Source organism: Gordonia marina (assembly GCF_052036135.1).
In the GTDB taxonomy this organism is placed as follows: domain Bacteria; phylum Actinomycetota; class Actinomycetes; order Mycobacteriales; family Mycobacteriaceae; genus Gordonia.
This window is the reverse complement of sequence record NZ_JBPSDN010000011.1, coordinates 21,424-38,833: the sequence shown is the minus strand read 5'-3', so window position 1 is coordinate 38,833 and position 17,410 is coordinate 21,424. Positions and strand designations below refer to the sequence as shown.

The 17,410-nt window shown below is 70.6% G+C and carries 17 protein-coding genes; 12 read left to right on the top strand and 5 right to left on the bottom strand.

Annotation, left to right across the window (positions count from 1 at the left end):
- The first annotated feature begins 91 nt into the window (after positions 1-91).
- Entirely contained in the window at positions 92-502 is a 411-nt protein-coding gene (locus ACSEEN_RS08995; protein WP_247867711.1) for a TA system antitoxin ParD family protein, read from the top strand.
- The gene (locus ACSEEN_RS08990) at positions 499-1,068 is read left to right on the top strand and encodes an ATPase (RefSeq protein WP_440712980.1); all 570 of its coding nucleotides are present in this window, start codon (positions 499-501) and stop codon (positions 1,066-1,068) included. Before ACSEEN_RS08995 ends, ACSEEN_RS08990 begins: the two co-directional genes overlap by 4 nt.
- Before the next feature lie 8 nt (positions 1,069-1,076).
- Here the strand turns inward: ACSEEN_RS08990 and ACSEEN_RS08985 are convergent, their stop codons facing one another.
- Together ACSEEN_RS08985 and ACSEEN_RS08980 are read right to left on the bottom strand one after the other, a co-directional pair.
- Positions 1,077-2,174, bottom strand: coding sequence for a quinone-dependent dihydroorotate dehydrogenase (locus ACSEEN_RS08985; RefSeq protein ID WP_298440717.1), 1,098 nt, complete (start codon positions 2,172-2,174; stop codon positions 1,077-1,079).
- A 10-nt stretch (positions 2,175-2,184) separates the two neighbouring features.
- Entirely contained in the window at positions 2,185-3,234 is a 1,050-nt protein-coding gene (locus ACSEEN_RS08980; RefSeq protein ID WP_440712979.1) for a hypothetical protein, read from the bottom strand.
- 157 nt (positions 3,235-3,391) lie between these two features.
- Here ACSEEN_RS08980 and ACSEEN_RS08975 point away from each other — a divergent pair, with 157 nt between their 5' ends.
- The 6 genes from ACSEEN_RS08975 to ACSEEN_RS08950 all read left to right on the top strand — a co-directional run bounded on the left by ACSEEN_RS08975 (position 3,392) and on the right by ACSEEN_RS08950 (position 8,206).
- Positions 3,392-4,231: an undecaprenyl-diphosphate phosphatase gene (locus ACSEEN_RS08975; RefSeq protein ID WP_298442357.1), complete on the top strand. Its 840-nt coding sequence runs from the start codon at positions 3,392-3,394 to the stop codon at positions 4,229-4,231.
- Positions 4,232-4,362: 131 nt separating this feature from the next.
- On the top strand, positions 4,363-5,034 hold the full coding sequence (locus tag ACSEEN_RS08970; protein WP_247867715.1) for an MSMEG_4193 family putative phosphomutase: 672 nt from the start codon (positions 4,363-4,365) through the stop codon (positions 5,032-5,034).
- Between the two features lie 15 nt (positions 5,035-5,049).
- Entirely contained in the window at positions 5,050-5,757 is a 708-nt protein-coding gene (locus ACSEEN_RS08965) for a DUF3090 domain-containing protein (protein ID WP_298442359.1), read from the top strand.
- A 2-nt stretch (positions 5,758-5,759) separates the two neighbouring features.
- Positions 5,760-6,584: an SCO1664 family protein gene (locus ACSEEN_RS08960; protein WP_298442361.1), complete on the top strand. Its 825-nt coding sequence runs from the start codon at positions 5,760-5,762 to the stop codon at positions 6,582-6,584.
- Positions 6,585-6,633: 49 nt separating this feature from the next.
- Positions 6,634-7,890 (top strand): cysteine--1-D-myo-inosityl 2-amino-2-deoxy-alpha-D-glucopyranoside ligase, encoded by a 1,257-nt coding sequence (gene mshC, locus ACSEEN_RS08955; protein ID WP_247867718.1) that lies wholly within the window; start codon positions 6,634-6,636, stop codon positions 7,888-7,890.
- A 7-nt stretch (positions 7,891-7,897) separates the two neighbouring features.
- Positions 7,898-8,206: a hypothetical protein gene (locus ACSEEN_RS08950; protein WP_247867719.1), complete on the top strand. Its 309-nt coding sequence runs from the start codon at positions 7,898-7,900 to the stop codon at positions 8,204-8,206.
- A 185-nt stretch (positions 8,207-8,391) separates the two neighbouring features.
- Here the strand turns inward: ACSEEN_RS08950 and ACSEEN_RS08945 are convergent, their stop codons facing one another.
- A complete protein-coding gene (locus ACSEEN_RS08945) occupies positions 8,392-9,264 on the bottom strand; it encodes a PAC2 family protein (RefSeq protein WP_298442364.1) in 873 nt (290 codons plus the stop codon).
- Between the two features lie 62 nt (positions 9,265-9,326).
- Between ACSEEN_RS08945 and metH the strand changes: the two genes are divergently transcribed.
- From metH to ACSEEN_RS08925, 4 genes are all read left to right on the top strand, one after another.
- Positions 9,327-12,911 (top strand): methionine synthase, encoded by a 3,585-nt coding sequence (gene metH, locus ACSEEN_RS08940; protein WP_440712978.1) that lies wholly within the window; start codon positions 9,327-9,329, stop codon positions 12,909-12,911.
- Positions 12,908-13,744: a DMT family transporter gene (locus ACSEEN_RS08935; protein ID WP_298442367.1), complete on the top strand. Its 837-nt coding sequence runs from the start codon at positions 12,908-12,910 to the stop codon at positions 13,742-13,744. The genes metH and ACSEEN_RS08935 overlap by 4 nt, the downstream gene beginning before the upstream one ends.
- Before the next feature lie 126 nt (positions 13,745-13,870).
- Positions 13,871-14,938 (top strand): DMT family transporter, encoded by a 1,068-nt coding sequence (locus ACSEEN_RS08930; RefSeq protein WP_440712977.1) that lies wholly within the window; start codon positions 13,871-13,873, stop codon positions 14,936-14,938.
- 1 nt (position 14,939) lies between these two features.
- Complete coding sequence (locus tag ACSEEN_RS08925; protein WP_298442371.1) at positions 14,940-15,632, top strand: HAD family hydrolase; 693 nt, start codon at positions 14,940-14,942, stop codon at positions 15,630-15,632.
- A 7-nt stretch (positions 15,633-15,639) separates the two neighbouring features.
- On the opposite strand, the gene ACSEEN_RS08920 is transcribed toward ACSEEN_RS08925, so the two are convergent.
- Positions 15,640-16,656: a polysaccharide deacetylase family protein gene (locus ACSEEN_RS08920; protein ID WP_440712976.1), complete on the bottom strand. Its 1,017-nt coding sequence runs from the start codon at positions 16,654-16,656 to the stop codon at positions 15,640-15,642.
- A complete protein-coding gene (locus ACSEEN_RS08915) occupies positions 16,653-17,405 on the bottom strand; it encodes a methyltransferase domain-containing protein (protein ID WP_247867726.1) in 753 nt (250 codons plus the stop codon). Before ACSEEN_RS08915 ends, ACSEEN_RS08920 begins: the two co-directional genes overlap by 4 nt.
- Positions 17,406-17,410: the final 5 nt, after the last annotated feature.

Genomic DNA, 17,410 nt, shown 5'->3' with positions numbered 1-17,410 from the left:
GACAGGAGGCGATTCTCCGGCAGCCGCGCCCGGCTCCGCGCAGGCGTAGACTGTCGTAGCAGAGTGCTACGCATGGTTCGAGGAGGTCCTGATGTCCGTCGCCGATCGAGTAACCCGATTCTCGGCCGATCTGTACGACGAGGCCGCGCAGGAGTCTCGTGCCCAGAACCGGTCCGTTCGGCAGCAGTTGGAGCATTGGGCCCGTTTCGGGCGGCGGTTCGCCGCCGAGACCAGTCCGTCCTTCATCGAGGCCCGGGCCGCGCTGGAAGGCCGGCGACCCGTCGAGGACCTGGGGGACACCGCTTCGAGGATCTTCGACGCCGAGTTGATGGCCCGGGTGGAGGAGGACCTGGCCGCGGTCGATTTCGCGGCGCCGGAGCGCCAAGCGCCGACCACCATCGGGACGTACGAAACCGATGCGGACGATCGGGTGTTTCTCACCTCCGCGAGTGGTGAGCGGATCTATGTCGGAACCACCGTGAACGGAACCCGCTCTCGGTGAATCCGCGCCTCGACCTGGTAGTCGGGTGCAATGGTGCGGGAAAATCGAGTCTGGTGCGTGAAGTCCTGTCGAGGCGATTGCCGCGGAGCCCGTTCGTCAACGCGGATGAGATCGCCGCGCTGGTGTACCCGGACGATCCCGAAGGCCACTCGTACGAGGCGGCCGGTCGGGCCGAGGCCGTGCGGGACGAACTGCTGGTGGCTCGGCGATCCTTCATCGCTGAGACCGTGTTCTCGCACCCCTCGAAGCTGAAACTTCTCACCCGAGCCCAGCACAGCGGCTTTCGCGTCGTACTGCACGTCGTGATGGTTCCGGAAGACACCGCGGTGCAGCGAGTTGGTCGCCGGGTGGCCGCTGGCGGTCATAGTGTGCCGGAGGACAAGATTCGCGGTCGGTACCGGCGGCTGTGGGACAATGTAGCGATCGCCGTCGGGATGGCCGATCAGGCGTATGCCTACGACAACTCGGCGAATCACATGTCCCTGGTCGGTGAATACCGATCGGGTATCCCGCTGTCGCCGCCGCGGTGGCCCGACTGGGCTCCGGACGCGCTGCGGTCGATCTGACGCCGGTCTCAGACGCCGGAGCCGACGGCGTCCGACAGAGATCCGAAGCCGCCGGCGCGGAGGCGCTGCGCCACACCGTCGTTCAGCTCCTTCAGCCACACCGGGCCGCCGTAGATGAAGCCGGTGTAGACCTGCAACAGACTGGCGCCGGCGCGGATGCGCTCCCAGGCGTCGTCGACGGTCTCGATGCCGCCGACGCTGATCAGGACCACCCGGCCGCCGACGCGGGCGTGCAGGCGGCGCAGCACCTCCAGCGACCGGGCCTTGACCGGCGGGCCGGACAGGCCGCCGGCGCCGATCGCCTCGACCTCACCGGCCGGGGTCCGCAGGCCGGCGCGGGAGATGGTGGTGTTGGTCGCGACGATCCCCGCCAGGCCGAGCTCCAGTGCCAGGTCGGCCACCGCGTCGACGTCGTCGTCGGAGAGGTCGGGGGCGATCTTCACCAGCACCGGCACCGTCGTGACCTCCTGCACCGCGGCGAGGATCGGGCGCAGCGATTCGACGGCCTGCAGGTCGCGCAGACCGGGGGTGTTGGGGGAGCTGACGTTGACCACCACGAAGTCGGCGAGCGGGCCGAGGAGCCGGGCGCTGATCCGGTAGTCGCCGATCGCGTCGTCGACGGGCACCACCTTGGTCTTGCCGATGTTCGCGCCGATCGGGACGCGGCGCGGACCGGGCCGCGGCTCGGCGAGCTTCTCCGCCGCGGCGGCCGCCCCCGGATTGTTGAAGCCCATCCGGTTGATCAGCGCCTTGTCGGCGGGCAGCCGGAACAGCCGCGGCTGCGGATTGCCCGGCTGACTCTGCCCGGTGATGGTGCCGATCTCGGCGTAGCCGAATCCCAGCTGACCCCAGACGTTCACCGCCTCGGCGGACTTGTCGAAGCCCGCTGCCAGGCCGATCGGGGAGGGGAAGTCCACGCCGAAGACGGTGGAGCGCAGGATCTCGTCGCGCGGCGCGAACAGCGCCGCCACCAGGTTGCGGACACCCGGCGCCGCACCCGCGAACCGCAGCAGACGCGCGATGAGGCGGTGGATCCGCTCGGGCGGCACCAGGAACATCAGCCGCAGCAGCGGCGGGTACAGGAACCGATTCAGGGTGGACAGCATCGCGGTGCTCCTATCCGTGGGTGTCGACGGCGGACCGAGGCACCACCTGGAGGCCGTCGCCGCGTGCGGAGATCAGGTACAGCATGCCGCTGCCCGCGTCGACCGCGAGGGCGCCCACCTGACCGACCGTCCCGATGCGGGCCCGCTCGCGCGGCTCGCCGGTCGCGAGGTCGTAGGCGATGGCGGCGTTGTTGCCGGTGGTCGAGACCCACAGCAGGTTCGCGGACTCGTCGTAGGCCAGCGCGTACGGGCTCGGTGCGACCGGGAAACGGAAGCGCATCACGATCGGGGCGCCGTAGAAGCCGAGGAGTTCGTCGTCGCGGGTGTTCGACGCGACCACCCGGCCGTACCGGTCGACGACGGCGTCGGTGACACCGTTCCCGGCCCGCAGCGCCGCCTTGATGTCGCCGTCGTCGATACCGACCGGGGTGATCGACGACTGCGCGCGGTCGATGACGCTGACCTGGCCGGCGACGCCGGATCCCTTGGGCGCCACCAGGATCTGATCCACGCGGACGAACTTGTGGATGTCCCGCTGTACTTTCCCGTCGCGCGCCAGGACCAGCAGCCGGCCGTCGTCGGTACCGGCCAGGATCCGGCCGTCGTTCGCGACGGCCAGGGAGAGGACGTGGCCCTTCACCTCGGCGACCCTCGTCACCGCGCCACCCGGCGCGATACGGACGATCTGTCCGGGCGCGGCGGCCAGGAAGCCGTCGCCGTCGCCGATCAGCGCGGTGGTCGCGGGCAGATCGACGGGGCGCGGCGGCGGGGTGTCCTGCGCGCCGGGCGCGGTGTGCAGGGTCACCGTGCCGTCCGTACCGAGGATCGCCAGCGTGCTGCCGGCCTGGGCGAGTGCGGTCCCCGGCGCCGCCGGGATCACCGTGCCGGGCAGCTGTGCGGCCTGCGGCGGCGAACCGGCCGGGGTGGCCGGCGCGACGGTCGCCACGTCACCGGCGCCGTCGTCGTCGCTCAGATCGGACTTGCTGGAGCCGCAGGCAGACAGGGTGACGGCCATCGCCAGGGCCGTGGCCGCCGCGGTGACTCGGGTTCGGGCGCGCATGAATCCATCTTGCGCGAACGACATAGGTCACAGTGCGGTGGGGTTGGGTTTCGACGGGTGGGGCCGGCCGACGAGATGGAGCGGGTCCGCCGGCGGTTAAGCGTCCGCTCAGGCTGGACCGCGCCGCCGCCGCGGCCGCCCGGTAGGGTGTGGCCTCGTGACCGACATGACCTGGATGCAGTCCATCGTTCTCGGCGCCGTCCAGGGGCTGACCGAATTCCTGCCGATCTCGTCGTCCGCGCACATGCGGATCGTGTCGCAGCTGTGGTTCCACGACGACGCCGGCGCGTCGTTCACGGCGGTCAGCCAGCTGGGCACCGAACTGGCCGTGCTGCTGTACTTCGCCAAGGACATCTGGCGCATCATCGTGGCGTGGTTCGCCGGGCTGACGAACAAGGAGCGGCGCGGCCTGGACTATCGGGTGGGCTGGTACGTGATCCTCGCGACCATCCCGATCGTGATCCTCGGCTTCGTGTTCACCGATCAGATCCGGACAGCCGGCCGCAACCTGTGGCTCATCTCCATCATGCTGATCGTGTTCTCGTTCGTGTTCCTCGCCGCCGAGGCGTACGCCACCCAGCGGCGCGGCCTGGAGAAGCTGACCACCCGCGACGCGATCGTGATGGGTGTGGCGCAGTGTCTCGCGCTGATCCCGGGCGTCTCCCGGTCGGGCGCCACCGCCAGCGCCGGTCTGTTCTGCGGCCTCAACCGCGAGGCCGCGTTCCGGTTCTCGTTCCTGATCGCCATTCCGGCCGTGCTCGGCTCGGGCCTGTACAGCCTCAAGGACGCGTTCTCGCCGTCCACCGACGGATTGCAGGCCTCCGGAGGGCAGATCGTGCTCGCGACGGTGATCGCCTTCGTCCTCGGCTACGCCTCGATCGCCTGGCTGCTGAAGTTCGTCAGCCACCACTCGATGGACTGGTTCGCCCTCTACCGCGTGCTGCTGGGCAGCACGGTGCTCGGGCTGCTGATCACCGGTACCGTCGCGGCGACCTGACCCTACTGTGACGTCGATTCCGTGGCGGCCGACGATAGCGCCTGGTCGGGCCCGCTGATGTCACGCACGCGGCCGGGTTACGTCACGGTTGGGGCAGCCGGGCGGACCTCCCGGCGATTAGGCTTTCTCTCATGACGGTGATCCTGCTGCGGCACGGGCGTTCGACGGCCAACACGTCCGGAGTGCTCGCCGGCCGCACCCCCGGGATCGGGCTCGACGAGAAGGGGGCCGCGCAGGCCGCCGCCCTCACCGAACGACTCGCCGCGGTCACCGGCGACGTCCGCGCCGTGGTCCGCTCACCGTTGCAGCGGTGCGCCGAGACCGTCGCCCCGCTCGTCGGTGCGCTCGGCGAGGTCCCCGAACTGGTCGACGACCGCTTCGTCGAGGTGGACTACGGCGACTGGAGCAACCGGCCGCTGAAAGAACTGCTCGCCGAACCGCTCTGGAAGACGGTGCAGACCCATCCGTCGGCCGCCGTCTTCCCGGGCGGGGAAGGGCTCTCCGCGGTCTCCCAGCGGGCGACGGCCGCGGTCCGGGAACTCGACCGGCGGCACGGCGGTGAGGACGGGCACGGCCTGTGGGTGCTGTGCAGCCACGGCGATGTGCTCAAAGCGATCCTGGCCGATGCGCTCGGCATGCACCTGGACGCGTTCCAGCGGATCGTGGTCGACCCGGCGTCGATCAGTGTGATCCACTACGCGGCCGCCCGCCCATATGTGCACACGGTGAACAACAATGGAGTCCTGACCCCGCTTCCGCGGCCCGCGCAGGCCGCCGCGGTCGGCGGATCCACCGGTACCTGAAGGACGAGGGAGACGATGTCCCGCAACATCCACGAATTCCGCGAACCCGAGCGCTTCGTGGCCGGCACGGTCGGCCAGCCCGGTGACCGCACCTTCTTCCTGCAGGTCACGGCCGGTCCGGAGACGGTGAGCGTGCAGATCGAGAAGCAGCAGGTGATGATTCTCGCCGACCGGCTCGGCTATCTGCTCGACGAGGTGGCGCGCCGCTTCGGCACCCAGGTGCCGCCGGAGTCGTCGTCGGTGGCCGATACCTCGCCGCTGGCGATGCCGATCGACGCCGAGTTCCACGTCGGTTCCATGGGGCTGGGCTGGGATGCCGAGGCGTCGGCCGTCGTCGTCGAACTGCTGGCGGTGACCGAGGAACCGATCGACGAGACGGTGATCCTCGACGACACCGCCGAGGGGCCGGACACCGTCCGGGTCTTCCTCACCGCCGAGGCCGCCCGCGAGTTCTCCGCGCGGTCGATGAAGGTGGTCGCCGCCGGACGTCCGCTCTGCCCGCTCTGCCATCAGCCGCTCGACGCCGCGGGCCACATCTGTGCCCGCAGCAACGGCTATCACCGCGGTGCCGAGTTCAGCCGGTCGCTGGAGTTCGTCGATCCCGACGTCCTCGCCATGCTCGGCCGGCTGGTGCCGGGGATCGACGCGACCTTCGAGGTCGACGACGACGAGAACCCGGCCGACGACGACGCGGACGACTCCGACGACGATGATCGGCCTTGAGCGTGACCGATCCCGCTCCGGCCGGTCTGCGGCGGCAGCTCCTCGAGGGCGAGCTGTCACTCCTGGGCCAGATCCCATCGGCCAGCAACCTCACCCTGGTCTGTGAGGCCGCGCGCGGCGGCACCGTCGTCCGCTGCGTCTACAAGCCGGTCCGTGGGGAGACGCCGCTGTGGGACTTCCCGGACGGCACCCTCGCCGGGCGAGAGGTGGCCGCACGGCTGATCGACGCCGCCCTCGGCTGGGACCTGATCCCGGAGACCGTGCTGCGTGACGAGGGGCCGCCCGGCGCCGAATTCGGTCCCGGCATGCTGCAGGCCTGGATCGACCAGCCCGACGAGCCGCCGCACCCGGAGCCGGTCGAGGTGTTCCCGGCGAACGCCGTCCCCGACGACTACCTGCCGGTCCTGCGTGCCCACGAGGACGACGGCACGGTGATCGCGGTGGCCCACGCCACCACCGAGCAGCTGCACCGGCTCGCCGTGCTCGACGCCGTGCTGAACAACGCCGACCGCAAGGGCGGGCACATCCTGGTCGATGGCGACGGCCGCCTCTACGGGATCGACCACGGCCTCACCCTGCACACCGAACCCAAACTGCGGACCATGCTGTGGGGCTGGGCCGGCGAGCCGGCGGCCGAGCCGCTGCGCGCCGACCTGGCGATGCTGAGCGACCGCCTCGCCGGTGACACGACCTTCGCGGCGAGTCTGTGCGGACTCATCACCGGGGAGGAGTATCAGGCCCTCGCCGAGCGCGTCGCCGCACTCGCCGCGGGCCAGACGCTGCCGCGCCCGCCCGGGCAGCGGGCGATCCCCTGGCCGCCGTTCTGACGGCCACCCTTCGGCCGGCCGCCGGGACCGGTCGCTAGAGTCTTGGGTTATGCACTCCTGGCCGTCGCCCACCGTCCCCGAGATCGCCGGCAGCGGTCCCGCGCTGCGTCTCTACGACACCTCGGATGCCCAGGTCAAGCCGGTCGCGCCGGGCCGTGTCGCCACCATGTACGTCTGCGGCATCACGCCCTACGACGCGACCCATCTCGGGCACGCCGCGACCTACCTCGCGTTCGACACGGTGAACCGGGTGCTGCGCGATCAGGGACACGACGTGCACTACGTCCAGAACATCACCGACGTCGACGATCCGCTGTTCGAGCGGGCCGCCCGCGACGGCATCGACTGGCGTGATCTCGGCAGCGGCGAGATCGAACTGTTCCGCGCCGACATGACCGCGCTGCGGGTGCTCCCGCCGCGCGACTACATCGGCGCGATGGAGTCGGTCGACGAGGTGATCGACGCCGTCGGCAAGCTCCTGGAGTCCGGGGCGGCCTACGTCGTGGACGACGCCGAGTACCCGGACGTGTACTTCCGCGCCGATGCGACCGGCGTCTTCGGATACGAGTCGAACTACGACCGGGCGACGATGGAACGCTTCTTCGCCGAGCGCGGCGGTGACCCGGACCGGCCCGGCAAGCGCGACCCGATCGACGCGCTGCTCTGGCGCGCCGCGCGGCCGGGGGAGCCGTCGTGGGAGGCGCCGTTCGGGCCCGGCCGCCCCGGCTGGCACATCGAGTGTTCGGTGATCGCGCTGAACCGGCTCGGCGAGGCCTTCGACATCCAGGGCGGCGGCAGCGACCTGATCTTCCCGCACCACGAGTACTCCGCGGCACACGGCGAGGCCCTCGCCGGTCAGCGCCGCTTCGCCCGGCACTACGTGCACACCGGCATGATCGGGCTCGACGGCGAGAAGATGTCCAAGAGCCTCGGCAACCTGGTCAAGGTGTCCGTGCTGCGCGCCGAGGGCGTCGACCCCGCCGCGGTCCGCCTCGGCCTGCTCTCCGGGCACTACCGCGCCGACCGGATGTGGACCGCCGCCACCCTCGACGAGGGCGTCGCGCGGCTCGACCGCTGGCGCCGCGCGGTCGCGCTGCCGACCGGTCCGGACGCGGAGGCCACCGTCGAGCGGGTTCGCGCGCACCTCGCGAACGACCTCGACACCCCGAAGGCCCTCGACGCCCTCGACGCCTGGGCGGGCGACGCGCTCGCCGGTCTCGGGTCGTCGACGGAGGCGCCGGACCGGATCGCCGGCGTCGTCGACGCGCTGCTCGGGGTGGATCTGCGGGCTCCGCAGGCCGGATAGGCGCCGCATGACTCGGGTGAAGCAGATTCCAGGCAGCGCCGCCACCGGGGTGTTCACCGTGGTGACGCACACCTCGACCTATGTGATCGACCTCGACGAGATGACCCTGCTGCGCGCTCCCGGCATCGGACGGCACGACGACGAGTCGTGGGAGGTCAGCGCCCTGCGCCGCGACTCCGAAGACATCCCGCTCCTCGAAGTGCGTACCTGCCGGGTCGGTGAACCCGCGCAGTTCTGGGTCAGCGCCGTCGACGACCCCGACGTGCGCACCTGGCGCATCACCACCCCGGTGATCGAGATCGAACGCATCGGGTAGGTACGCGGACCCTTCGACACGCCGACTCACTTCGTTCGCCGGCGGCTCAGGGGGCGGTGGACAGCCGCCCGCCGGTCGAGGTGCTTGGACAGCCCGCCTCGCCGGTCGAGGTGCTTGGATAGCCCGTTGAGCCGGACGAGGCGCTAGCCGAGGCCGTGTCGAAACGACGCCGGCACGACGGACCGTCAGTCGCCGGGGTGGCGGCGGCGCAGGTACTTCTCGAACTCCGCGGCGAGCGTGTCGCCGTCCACCTCGGTGAGCTCGGCGGCGGCCTCGGCGCGGTCGGCGTCCTCGCGTTCCTCCAGCTCGTGGACGTAGCCGGCCATCTCGTCGTCCTCGAGGGTCATCTCGGAGATGGTCTGTTCCCACTGCGCGGCCTGGTCGGGCAGGACGCCGAGCGGGATCGACAGGTCCAGGAGGTCTTGCAGCCGGGTGAGCAGGGCCAGCGTCGCCTTCGGGTTCGGCGGGTGGCCGATGTAGTGCGGTACCGACGCCCACAGCGCGACGGCGGGCACCCCGGCCTGGATGAACGCGTCCTGGAGCACCCCGGTGATGCCGGTCGGCCCCTCGTACTTCGATTCCTGCAGGCCGTACCGCTCGGCCGCCTCCGCGGTCGGTGCCGAGCCGCTGATCGGGACCGGCCGGGTGTGCGGGGTGTCGGCCAGCAGCGCGCCCAGCGTCACGACCGTCTCCACCTCCATGATCACCGCGAGGTTGACGATCTCCTGGCAGAAGCTGCGCCAGCGCAGATTCGGTTCCAGACCGAGCACCAGGATCAGGTCGCGGTCGGCGTGCGGGAGCCGGCAGTACGAGATCCCGGTGGACGGCCATTCCAGCCGCCGCGTGACCCCGTCGCGCAGCGTCACGACCGGCCGTGAGGACTGGTAGTCGTAGTAGTCGTCGGGGTCGATGTCGTACAGCTCGGTCGCATCCCAGGTCAGCGACAGATGCTCGATCGCGGCGGACGCCGCGTCGCCGGCGTCGTTCCAGCCGCCGAACGCCGCGATCAGCACCGGCCGGCGCAGTTCGGGCAGGTGATCGGGGATCTGTGGGCTCACGCACACCAGCCTACGGTCGCGCGGATTTCGGGGCGAACCAACCGGGAACTAACCTGGTGGGCATGCCTATCGCTCCTCCCGACCCCACCCGCTACGACACGACCTTCCTGCAGGCCATGTCGCGGCGGGTACTGATCGGCGACGGCGCGATGGGAACCATGCTCCAGGCGGCGGACCTGTCGGTCGACGGCGACTTCCGCGGCCTCGAGGGCTGCAACGAGATCCTGAACGACACCCGGCCCGATGTCCTCGCCGACATCCACCGGCGCTATTTCGAGGCCGGTGCCGACGCGGTGGAGACCAACACCTTCGGCTGCAACCTGTCGAACCTCGGCGACTACGACATCGCCGACCGCATCCGCGAGCTCGCCTTCAAGGGCACGTCGATCGCCCGCGGCGTGGCCGACGAGATGGGCCCGTCCGCCGACGGCACCGACCGGTACGTGCTCGGCTCCATCGGCCCGGGCACCAAACTTCCCAGCCTCGGCCACACCACCTACGGCGTGATCCGCGACGCGTACCTCGAGTGCGTGCTCGGCATGCTCGACGGCGGCGCCGACGCCATCCTCATCGAGACCTGCCAGGACCTGCTGCAACTCAAGGCCGCCGTCGTCGCGGCCCGCCGGGCGATGCAGCAGCTCGGCCGGCACCTGCCGATCATCACCCACGTCACCGTCGAGACGACCGGCACCATGCTGGTCGGCTCGGAGATCGGCGCGGCGCTGGCGGCCATCGAACCGCTCGGCGTCGACATGGTCGGGCTGAACTGCGCGACCGGCCCGGCCGAGATGAGCGAACACTTGCGCTACCTGTCCAAGCGGTCCCGGCTGCCGGTCTCGGTGATGCCCAACGCCGGCCTGCCGGTGCTCGGCCCGAACGGCGCCGAGTACCCGCTGGGGGCGGACGAGATGGCCACCGCGCTGTCCGGTTTCGTCGCCGAGTTCGGTCTGCAGTTCGTCGGCGGCTGCTGCGGCAGCACCCCCGAGCACATCCGGCGGGTCGCCGAGGAGGTCGCGAAGGTGACCCCGGCGCCGCGCCGCGTGGAGCACGAGTCGGAGACGTCGTCGCTGTACTCGGCGGTGCCGTTCGATCAGGACGCCAGCTTCCTGGTGATCGCCGAACGCACCAACTCCAACGGTTCCAAGGCGTTCCGCGAGGCGATGATCGCCGAGGACTACCAGACCTGCCTGGAGACGGCGAAGGAGCAGACGCGCGACGGTGCGCACATGCTCGACCTGAACGTCGACTACGTGGGCCGTGACGGTGCCCTCGACATGACCGCGCTGGCGTCCCGGCTGGCAACGGCGTCGACCCTGCCGATCATGATCGACTCCACCGAGCCGGACGTGATCCGGGCCGGCCTGGAACACCTCGGCGGCCGCTGCGCGGTGAACTCGGTGAACTACGAGGACGGCGACGGCCCGGACTCCCGATTCACCCGGATCATGGAGCACGTCAGCGAGCACGGTGCCGCCGTCGTCGCCCTGACCATCGACGAGGAGGGCCAGGCCCGGACCGCCGACCACAAGGTGGCGATCGCCGAGCGGCTGATCACCGACCTCATCGAGAACTGGGGCCTGGAAGAGGAGGACATCATCATCGATGCCCTCACCTTCCCGATCTCCACCGGTCAGGAGGAAGTGCGGCGCGACGGCATCGAGACCATCGAGGCGATCCGGCGGCTGCACGAGACGTATCCGCAGATCCACTTCACGCTCGGCATCTCGAACATCTCGTTCGGCCTCAACCCGGCGGCGCGGCAGGTGCTCAACTCTGTGTTCCTGCACGAGTGCGTGGAGGCCGGGCTCGACACCGCGATCGTGCACGCGTCGAAGATCCTGCCGATGGCGCGCATCCCTGACGAGCAGCGCGAGGTGGCGCTCGATCTGGTCTACGACCGGCGTCGCGAGGGTTACGACCCGCTGCAACGCCTGATGGAGCTGTTCGAGGGCGTCTCGGCGGCCTCGGCGCGCGAGTCGCGGGCCGCCGAACTGGCCGCGATGCCGCTGTTCGAGCGCCTGCAGGCGCGCATCGTCGACGGTGACCGCAACGGCCTGATCGAGGACCTCGATGAGGCCCGCGCCCAGGTCCCGCCGCTGGCGATCATCAACGACCACCTGCTGGCCGGGATGAAGACCGTCGGCGAGCTGTTCGGCTCCGGCCAGATGCAGCTGCCCTTCGTGCTGCAATCGGCAGAGGTGATGAAGGCCTCCGTCGCGCATCTGGAGCAGTTCATGGAGGCCACCGACGAGGACGGCAAGGGCCGCATCGTGCTGGCCACCGTCAAGGGCGACGTCCACGACATCGGCAAGAACCTCGTCGACATCATCCTGAGCAACAACGGCTACGACGTCGTCAACATCGGCATCAAGCAGCCCATCGCCACCATCCTGTCGGCGGCCGAGGAGTCCGGCGCCGACGTGATCGGCATGTCCGGCCTGCTGGTCAAGTCGACGGTGGTGATGAAGGAGAACCTGGAGGAGATGAACGCCCGCGGCAAGAGCGAGATCCCCGTTCTCCTCGGCGGCGCCGCGCTGACCAGGACGTATGTCGAGGGTGACCTCGCCGACGTCTACGACGGCGACGTCCGCTACGCCCGCGACGCCTTCGAGGGTCTCACCCTGATGGACGAGCTGATGGCGATCAAGCGCGGCGAAGGACCCGACCCGGACAGCGAGGAGGCCAAGGCCGCGGCGGCCAAGGTCGCCGAGCGCAAGGCCCGCCGTGAACGGTCCAAGCGCATCGCCGAGAAGCGCAAGGCCGCCGAGGTGCCGGTCGAGGTGCCGGCCCGGTCCGACGTCGCCGCCGACAACGAGATCCCGACGCCGCCGTTCTGGGGTACCCGCATCGTCAAGGGCATCCCGGTGGCCGACTACTCCACCATGCTCGACGAGCGCGCGCTCTTCCTCGGGCAGTGGGGGCTGCGCGGCACCCGCGGCACCGAGGGACCCGACTACGACGAACTCGTCGAGACCGAGGGGCGCCCGCGTCTGCGGTACTGGCTGGACCGGCTCTCCACCGAGGGGATCCTGGCGCACGCCGCCGTCGTCTACGGTTACTTCCCGGCGGTCAGTGAGGGCGACACCGTGCATGTGCTCACCGAGCCGCGCCCGGACGCGCCCGTCCGGCACAGCTTCACCTTCCCGCGCCAGCAGCGTCCGCGCTTCCTGTGCATCGCCGACTTCCTCGCCTCGCGGGAGCAGGCGATCGCCACCGGCCGGGTCGACGTGCTGCCGTTCCAGCTGGTCACCATGGGCACCCCGATCGCCGATTTCGCGAACGAACTGTTCGCCGGCGACTCCTACCGGGACTACCTGGAGGTGCACGGCATCGGCGTGCAGCTGACCGAGGCGCTGGCCGAGTACTGGCATCAGCGGGTGCGCAGCGAACTGCGGTTCGCTGCGGGCAGTGCCGCCGACGACGACCCCGACGCCGCGCAGGGCTTCTTCGACCTGGAGTACCGCGGCGCGCGCTACTCCTTCGGCTACGGCGCGTGCCCGGACCTGGAGGATCGCGCCAAGATGATCGACCTCCTGGAACCGGGCCGCATCGGCGTCGAATTGTCCGAGGAGTTGCAGCTGCATCCGGAGCAGTCGACCGACGCGTTCGTCCTGCACCATCCCGAGGCCAAGTACTTCAACACGTGACCGGGCTTGCCGTCGGGCTGTCGCTGCTGGCCGCGGCCCTGTTCGCGGTGGCGGCGGTGCTGCAGCATCGCGGCACCGAGGGCATCGACGACGACGCCGCGCTCGGGGCCGGATTCGTCGCGCAACTGGTCCGGCGCCGCGTGTGGCTCGCCGGGGTGGCGGCGGATGCTGCGGGGTTCGGCGCGCAGGCCGGGGCGCTCGCGGTCGGCAGCCTGCTGCTGGTGCAGCCGCTGCTGGTCACCACGCTGCTGTTCGCGCTGCCGCTGGCGGCCTGGACACGCAAGCGGCGCCTGAGCGCCGCCGAGTGGTCGTGGGCGGGTGTCCTGATCGTGGCGCTCGTGGTCTTCCTGCTGCTCGGTGAACCGCGCGGCGGGATCACGCGGCCGTCCTTCACGGCCTGGATCGTGCCGCTGGTGGTTCTGGTGGCGGTCGTCGCGGTGTGCATCGGCGGCGGTGCGCGGATGCGGCGGGGCGCCGCCCGCTCGTTCGTGCTGGCGCTGGGTGCCGGCGTGTTGCTCGGCTACGCCGCGCCGCTCACCAAGACGGCGATGGATGCCTTCGGCAGGGGCATCGTGGCCGGGCTGACCACCTGGGAACTGTGGGCGATGATCGTCACCGTCGCGCTCGGCGCCCTCTGGCAGCAGTCCAGTTATCAGGCCGGCAGCGTGCAGACCTCGCTGCCGACGGTCACGGTGGCCGAGCCGGTGGTCGCGACCGCGCTCGGTCTCACGCTCTACCACGAGCGACTGGGCGGCCGGGGCGGCGATGTGGCGGTCGTCGTGGCCGTGGCGGCCATGGTCGTCGCGACCATCGCTCTCGCCCGCCGCGAATAGGTCCGGACTATCGGGCCGGTGCGCGCGAACGATGGGCGGATTGCGTAGGGTTACCGAACGACCGCCCGGCGAGAACGCCAGGTGAGAAGGGGAGAGCGGGACGTGCACTTGCATTGGATGGACGTGGTGGCGGTCATACTGTCGCTGGTCGCCTCGCTGCTGTTCGCGGTCGCCGCGGTGCTGCAGCAGCAGGGGACCGAGGGGGTCAGCGACGAGAACGCGATGGGGCTGGGTTTCTTCGCCACCCTGATGAAGCGCAAGGTCTGGGTGGCCGGTATCTCCGCCGACATCGCCGGGTTCATCTTCCAGGCCGCGGCGCTCGCCGTCGGCAGCCTGCTGCTGGTCCAGCCGTTGCTGGTCAGCTCGTTGCTGTTCGCCCTGCCGCTCGCCGCCTTCGTCAACAAGCGCAAACTCAAGCCCGCCGAATGGGCGTGGGCGGCGCTGCTCATCGCCTCGCTGGTGGTCTTCCTGGTTCTCGGTGAGCCGTCCAGCGGCATCCAGCAGCCGGCCCTGCGCTCCTGGATCTTCCCGATCGCGTTCCTCGTCGTGGTGGTGACGGTCTGCATCCTGGGCGCCCGGCGGATGCCGCACGGCAGCCTGCGCTCGCTGGTGCTGGCGATCGCCGCGGGTCTGCTGCTCGGCTACACCGCGCCGTTCACCAAGACCGGTATCGACGCCTTCTCCGAGGGCTACAAGAACGGCCACGGCTTCTTCAGCGGGCTCGGTGACGCGTTCGTCGGCGGTCTCTCGTCGTGGGAGTTCTGGGCGATGGCGATCACCGCGACCCTCGGTACCCTCTGGCAGCAGTCCAGCTACCAGGCCGGTGACGTGCAGACCTCGTTGCCGACGGTGACCGTGATGAAGCCGATGGTCGCCATGGCGCTCGGCCTGACCATCTACGAGGAGCATCTGCGCGTGGAGAAGGCGGGCGACGTGGCGGTGGTCGTCTCGCTGATCGTGATGTGGCTGGCCACCTTCGCGCTCGGCCGCCTCGGTGCTCCGGCGCCGGAGAACGGCGGCGCCGTCGCATCCTCCCCGCCGAAGCCGGCGCACAAGAAGGCGATCACGCCCGAGGAACGTCTCGCCGAGGCCAAGGCGGCCAAGGAGAAGGCCGAACGACGCGCGGCGCGCAAGGCCGCCGCCTACGAGGAAGCCGTCCGCGAGGCATCCGAACCCGATCCCGGAAACGTCTGACATGACCGGCGCGCGCACTCCGTCGCCGGCTCTGCCCGACGCGGTCCTGTGGGATATGGACGGCACCCTGCTCGACACCGAGCCGATCTGGGACGAGGCGATGGAGGCCCTCGCCCGCAGACACGGCATCGAGATGACGGCGCAGCTGCGCGAGGCCACCCTCGGCAACAACGCCGTCGACGCGCTGACCAAGGTGTACGACGCTGCGCACCTGCCCGAATCGGGTCGCGACTTCGCCGCCGACGAGGCGTGGATGATCGACTACGTGGTCGACCTGTTCGATCGGGAACTGCCCTGGCGACCGGGGGCGCGGGAGACCCTCGACCTGGTCGCCGCCGCCGGGATCCCGATGCTGCTGGTCACCAACACGCAGCGGGAGATCGCCGACGTCGCGATCACCACCATCGGCGCCGGCCGCTTCCTCGCGACGGTCTGCGGCGACGAGGTGGCGGTCGGCAAACCCGCGCCCGACGTGTACCTGCGCGCCGCGGAACTGGCCGGTGCCCACCCGCACCGGTGCCTGGCGATCGAGGACTCGCCGACCGGTGCCGCCGCCGCGCACGCCGCGGGCATCCCGACTCTCGTCGTGCCCTCGCAGGTGCCGGTCCCGCGGGCGAGCCGCCGGGCCTTCCGCGAGACCCTCGCCGGGCTGACCCTCGACGACCTCGCCGCGGTCTTCGCCGCGGCCCGCTGACCGCGCGTCACACCGCCAGGCGGTGCTCCTCGCGCAGCCACCGCGCGAAGCCGTCGCCGTCGCAGTCGGTGACCTGAAGGCGGGGCAGCGCGAGCGGGTCGTCGCCGCGCACGGCCGGCAGTGCCGCGCTGGTGCATGCCAGTTCGATCCCGGCCGCCGCGACGGCCCGGCGGGCCGAGGCGTTCAGGCGGCCGTAGGGATAGGAGAACCGGGTGACGGGCGCGCCGGTGTACTCCTCCATGCGCGCCTGGCCGCGGGCGATCTGTCTGCCCTGCTGTTCCGGCGGCAGATCGGTGAGCGAGACGTGATCGAGGGTGTGGCTGCCGATCGTGATCAGGGGGTGGGCGAGCAGCGTGTCCAGCTGCGCCTCGGTCAGCGCGGGCCGCTCGGCCGGCCGTGCGGGCCGGCATTCCGCCCAGGCGAGCAGGTGATCCACCGCGTCGTCCTGCGCCGCGGGTTCGAGCACGACGATGAGGTCCCAGAGGGTGCGGAACAGGAGTTGCCTGGCGTTGCGCGGCGGCTCACGGTCGGCGCGCCAGCCGCGGTTCTCCTCGGCGGTGCCCGGGGCGTCGCCGAGCACGAATCGGCCCGGGCCGTCGCCGAAGGGGAAGTCCAGTTCGGCCGGGAGACGCGGCGACGAGATGATCGCCCGATCGAGGGCGTCCCACCAGAAGTCCCGAGTGCGCCCGATCGCGTCGCCGATCACGAACACCGTCACCGGAATGTCGTGCCGCTCCAGCACCGGCAGGGCGGCAAGGAGGTTGTCGGCGTATCCGTCGTCGAAGGTGACGGCGATCGGTGACCCGGCGCGGGTGTACGACGCGTCGTCGGTCAGCACCCCGAGGTCGGCCGCGACTCGCCGGCCGGCCAGGACGGACATCTGCTCATCGAACGCCCGCGGCGAGACGCAGATGCCCCACGGGTCGTGGGAGGCCTCGGTGATGCAGTGGTACATCAGGATGCCCGACCGCCGGCGGTAGCGGCGAGTCCGGTCGCCGAGGCGCCGGGCGCGCGGCCCGATCATCGAGGCCGTCTCGCGCGCACGGTGATGATCACCGGGTACTCGGGATCGGTCGTGTCCATCTCCGCGTCCGTCAGTTCTCCGACGGCCAGGCCCTGCAGGAACGCGGTCGCGGTGAGGACGTTTCCGTGGGTCCGCGTGGTGACGTTCCCGGCGCCGAATTCGTCGCCGAAGAGGCGGTCCGCGGACGGCACGGTGAAGTTCCAGAACCACGACGGCCCCCAGTGGGGGTCGCCGAGGTGGCTGATACCGGGCAGCGTGCACAGCACCGTCCCGCCGGGCTTGACGATCCGGTGCAGGGTCGCGACGGCGGCCTGGACGTCGTAGATGAACTGCAGGGTCTGGGTGATGATCACGCAGTCGTACGAGCCGTCCGGGATGCCCGGTGCGTCGGTCAGATCGGCGATGTGGGTGGCGCCGGGGACGTCTTCGACATGGCACATGTCGGACCGGGTGACGCCATGCCCGAATCGTTCGGTGTAGGTGCGTTCGCCGACCTCGAGGACTGCGCCGGTGATCAGCGGCCCGCTGCCGGCGAGGAAGTTCTCGATGTAGTAGCGGTCGAGCGGCCGGCCGCGCAGATTCCCGAACTCGCGGCACACCGGTTCGGTGCGGCGGAGATCCCCGAAATCCACTCCGCCCACCCGGGGCCGCTGACGGCTCCGCGTGTAGCCGGTGATCGCCCGCCGGTATCGGTCCTCGCCGAGGATCGCCTTCGCCAGCATGGTGCGGCGGTCCCGCAGTCGTGTCACCTGTG

Bases quoted from the DNA above. Each gene is read 5' to 3' on its own strand.
- ACSEEN_RS08950 (WP_247867719.1), top strand. From the start codon at position 7,898: ATGACTCGGGTGAAGCAGATTCCAGGCAGCGCCGCCACCGGGGTGTTC.
- ACSEEN_RS08925 (WP_298442371.1), top strand. From the start codon at position 14,940: ATGACCGGCGCGCGCACTCCGTCGCCGGCTCTGCCCGACGCGGTCCTG.
- ACSEEN_RS08970 (WP_247867715.1), top strand. From the start codon at position 4,363: ATGACGGTGATCCTGCTGCGGCACGGGCGTTCGACGGCCAACACGTCC.
- ACSEEN_RS08965 (WP_298442359.1), top strand. From the start codon at position 5,050: ATGTCCCGCAACATCCACGAATTCCGCGAACCCGAGCGCTTCGTGGCC.
- mshC (WP_247867718.1), top strand. From the start codon at position 6,634: ATGCACTCCTGGCCGTCGCCCACCGTCCCCGAGATCGCCGGCAGCGGT.
- ACSEEN_RS08980 (WP_440712979.1), bottom strand. From the start codon at position 3,234: ATGCGCGCCCGAACCCGAGTCACCGCGGCGGCCACGGCCCTGGCGATG.
- metH (WP_440712978.1), top strand. From the start codon at position 9,327: ATGCCTATCGCTCCTCCCGACCCCACCCGCTACGACACGACCTTCCTG.
- ACSEEN_RS08985 (WP_298440717.1), bottom strand. From the start codon at position 2,174: ATGCTGTCCACCCTGAATCGGTTCCTGTACCCGCCGCTGCTGCGGCTG.
- ACSEEN_RS08920 (WP_440712976.1), bottom strand. From the start codon at position 16,656: ATGATCGGGCCGCGCGCCCGGCGCCTCGGCGACCGGACTCGCCGCTAC.
- ACSEEN_RS08995 (WP_247867711.1), top strand. From the start codon at position 92: ATGTCCGTCGCCGATCGAGTAACCCGATTCTCGGCCGATCTGTACGAC.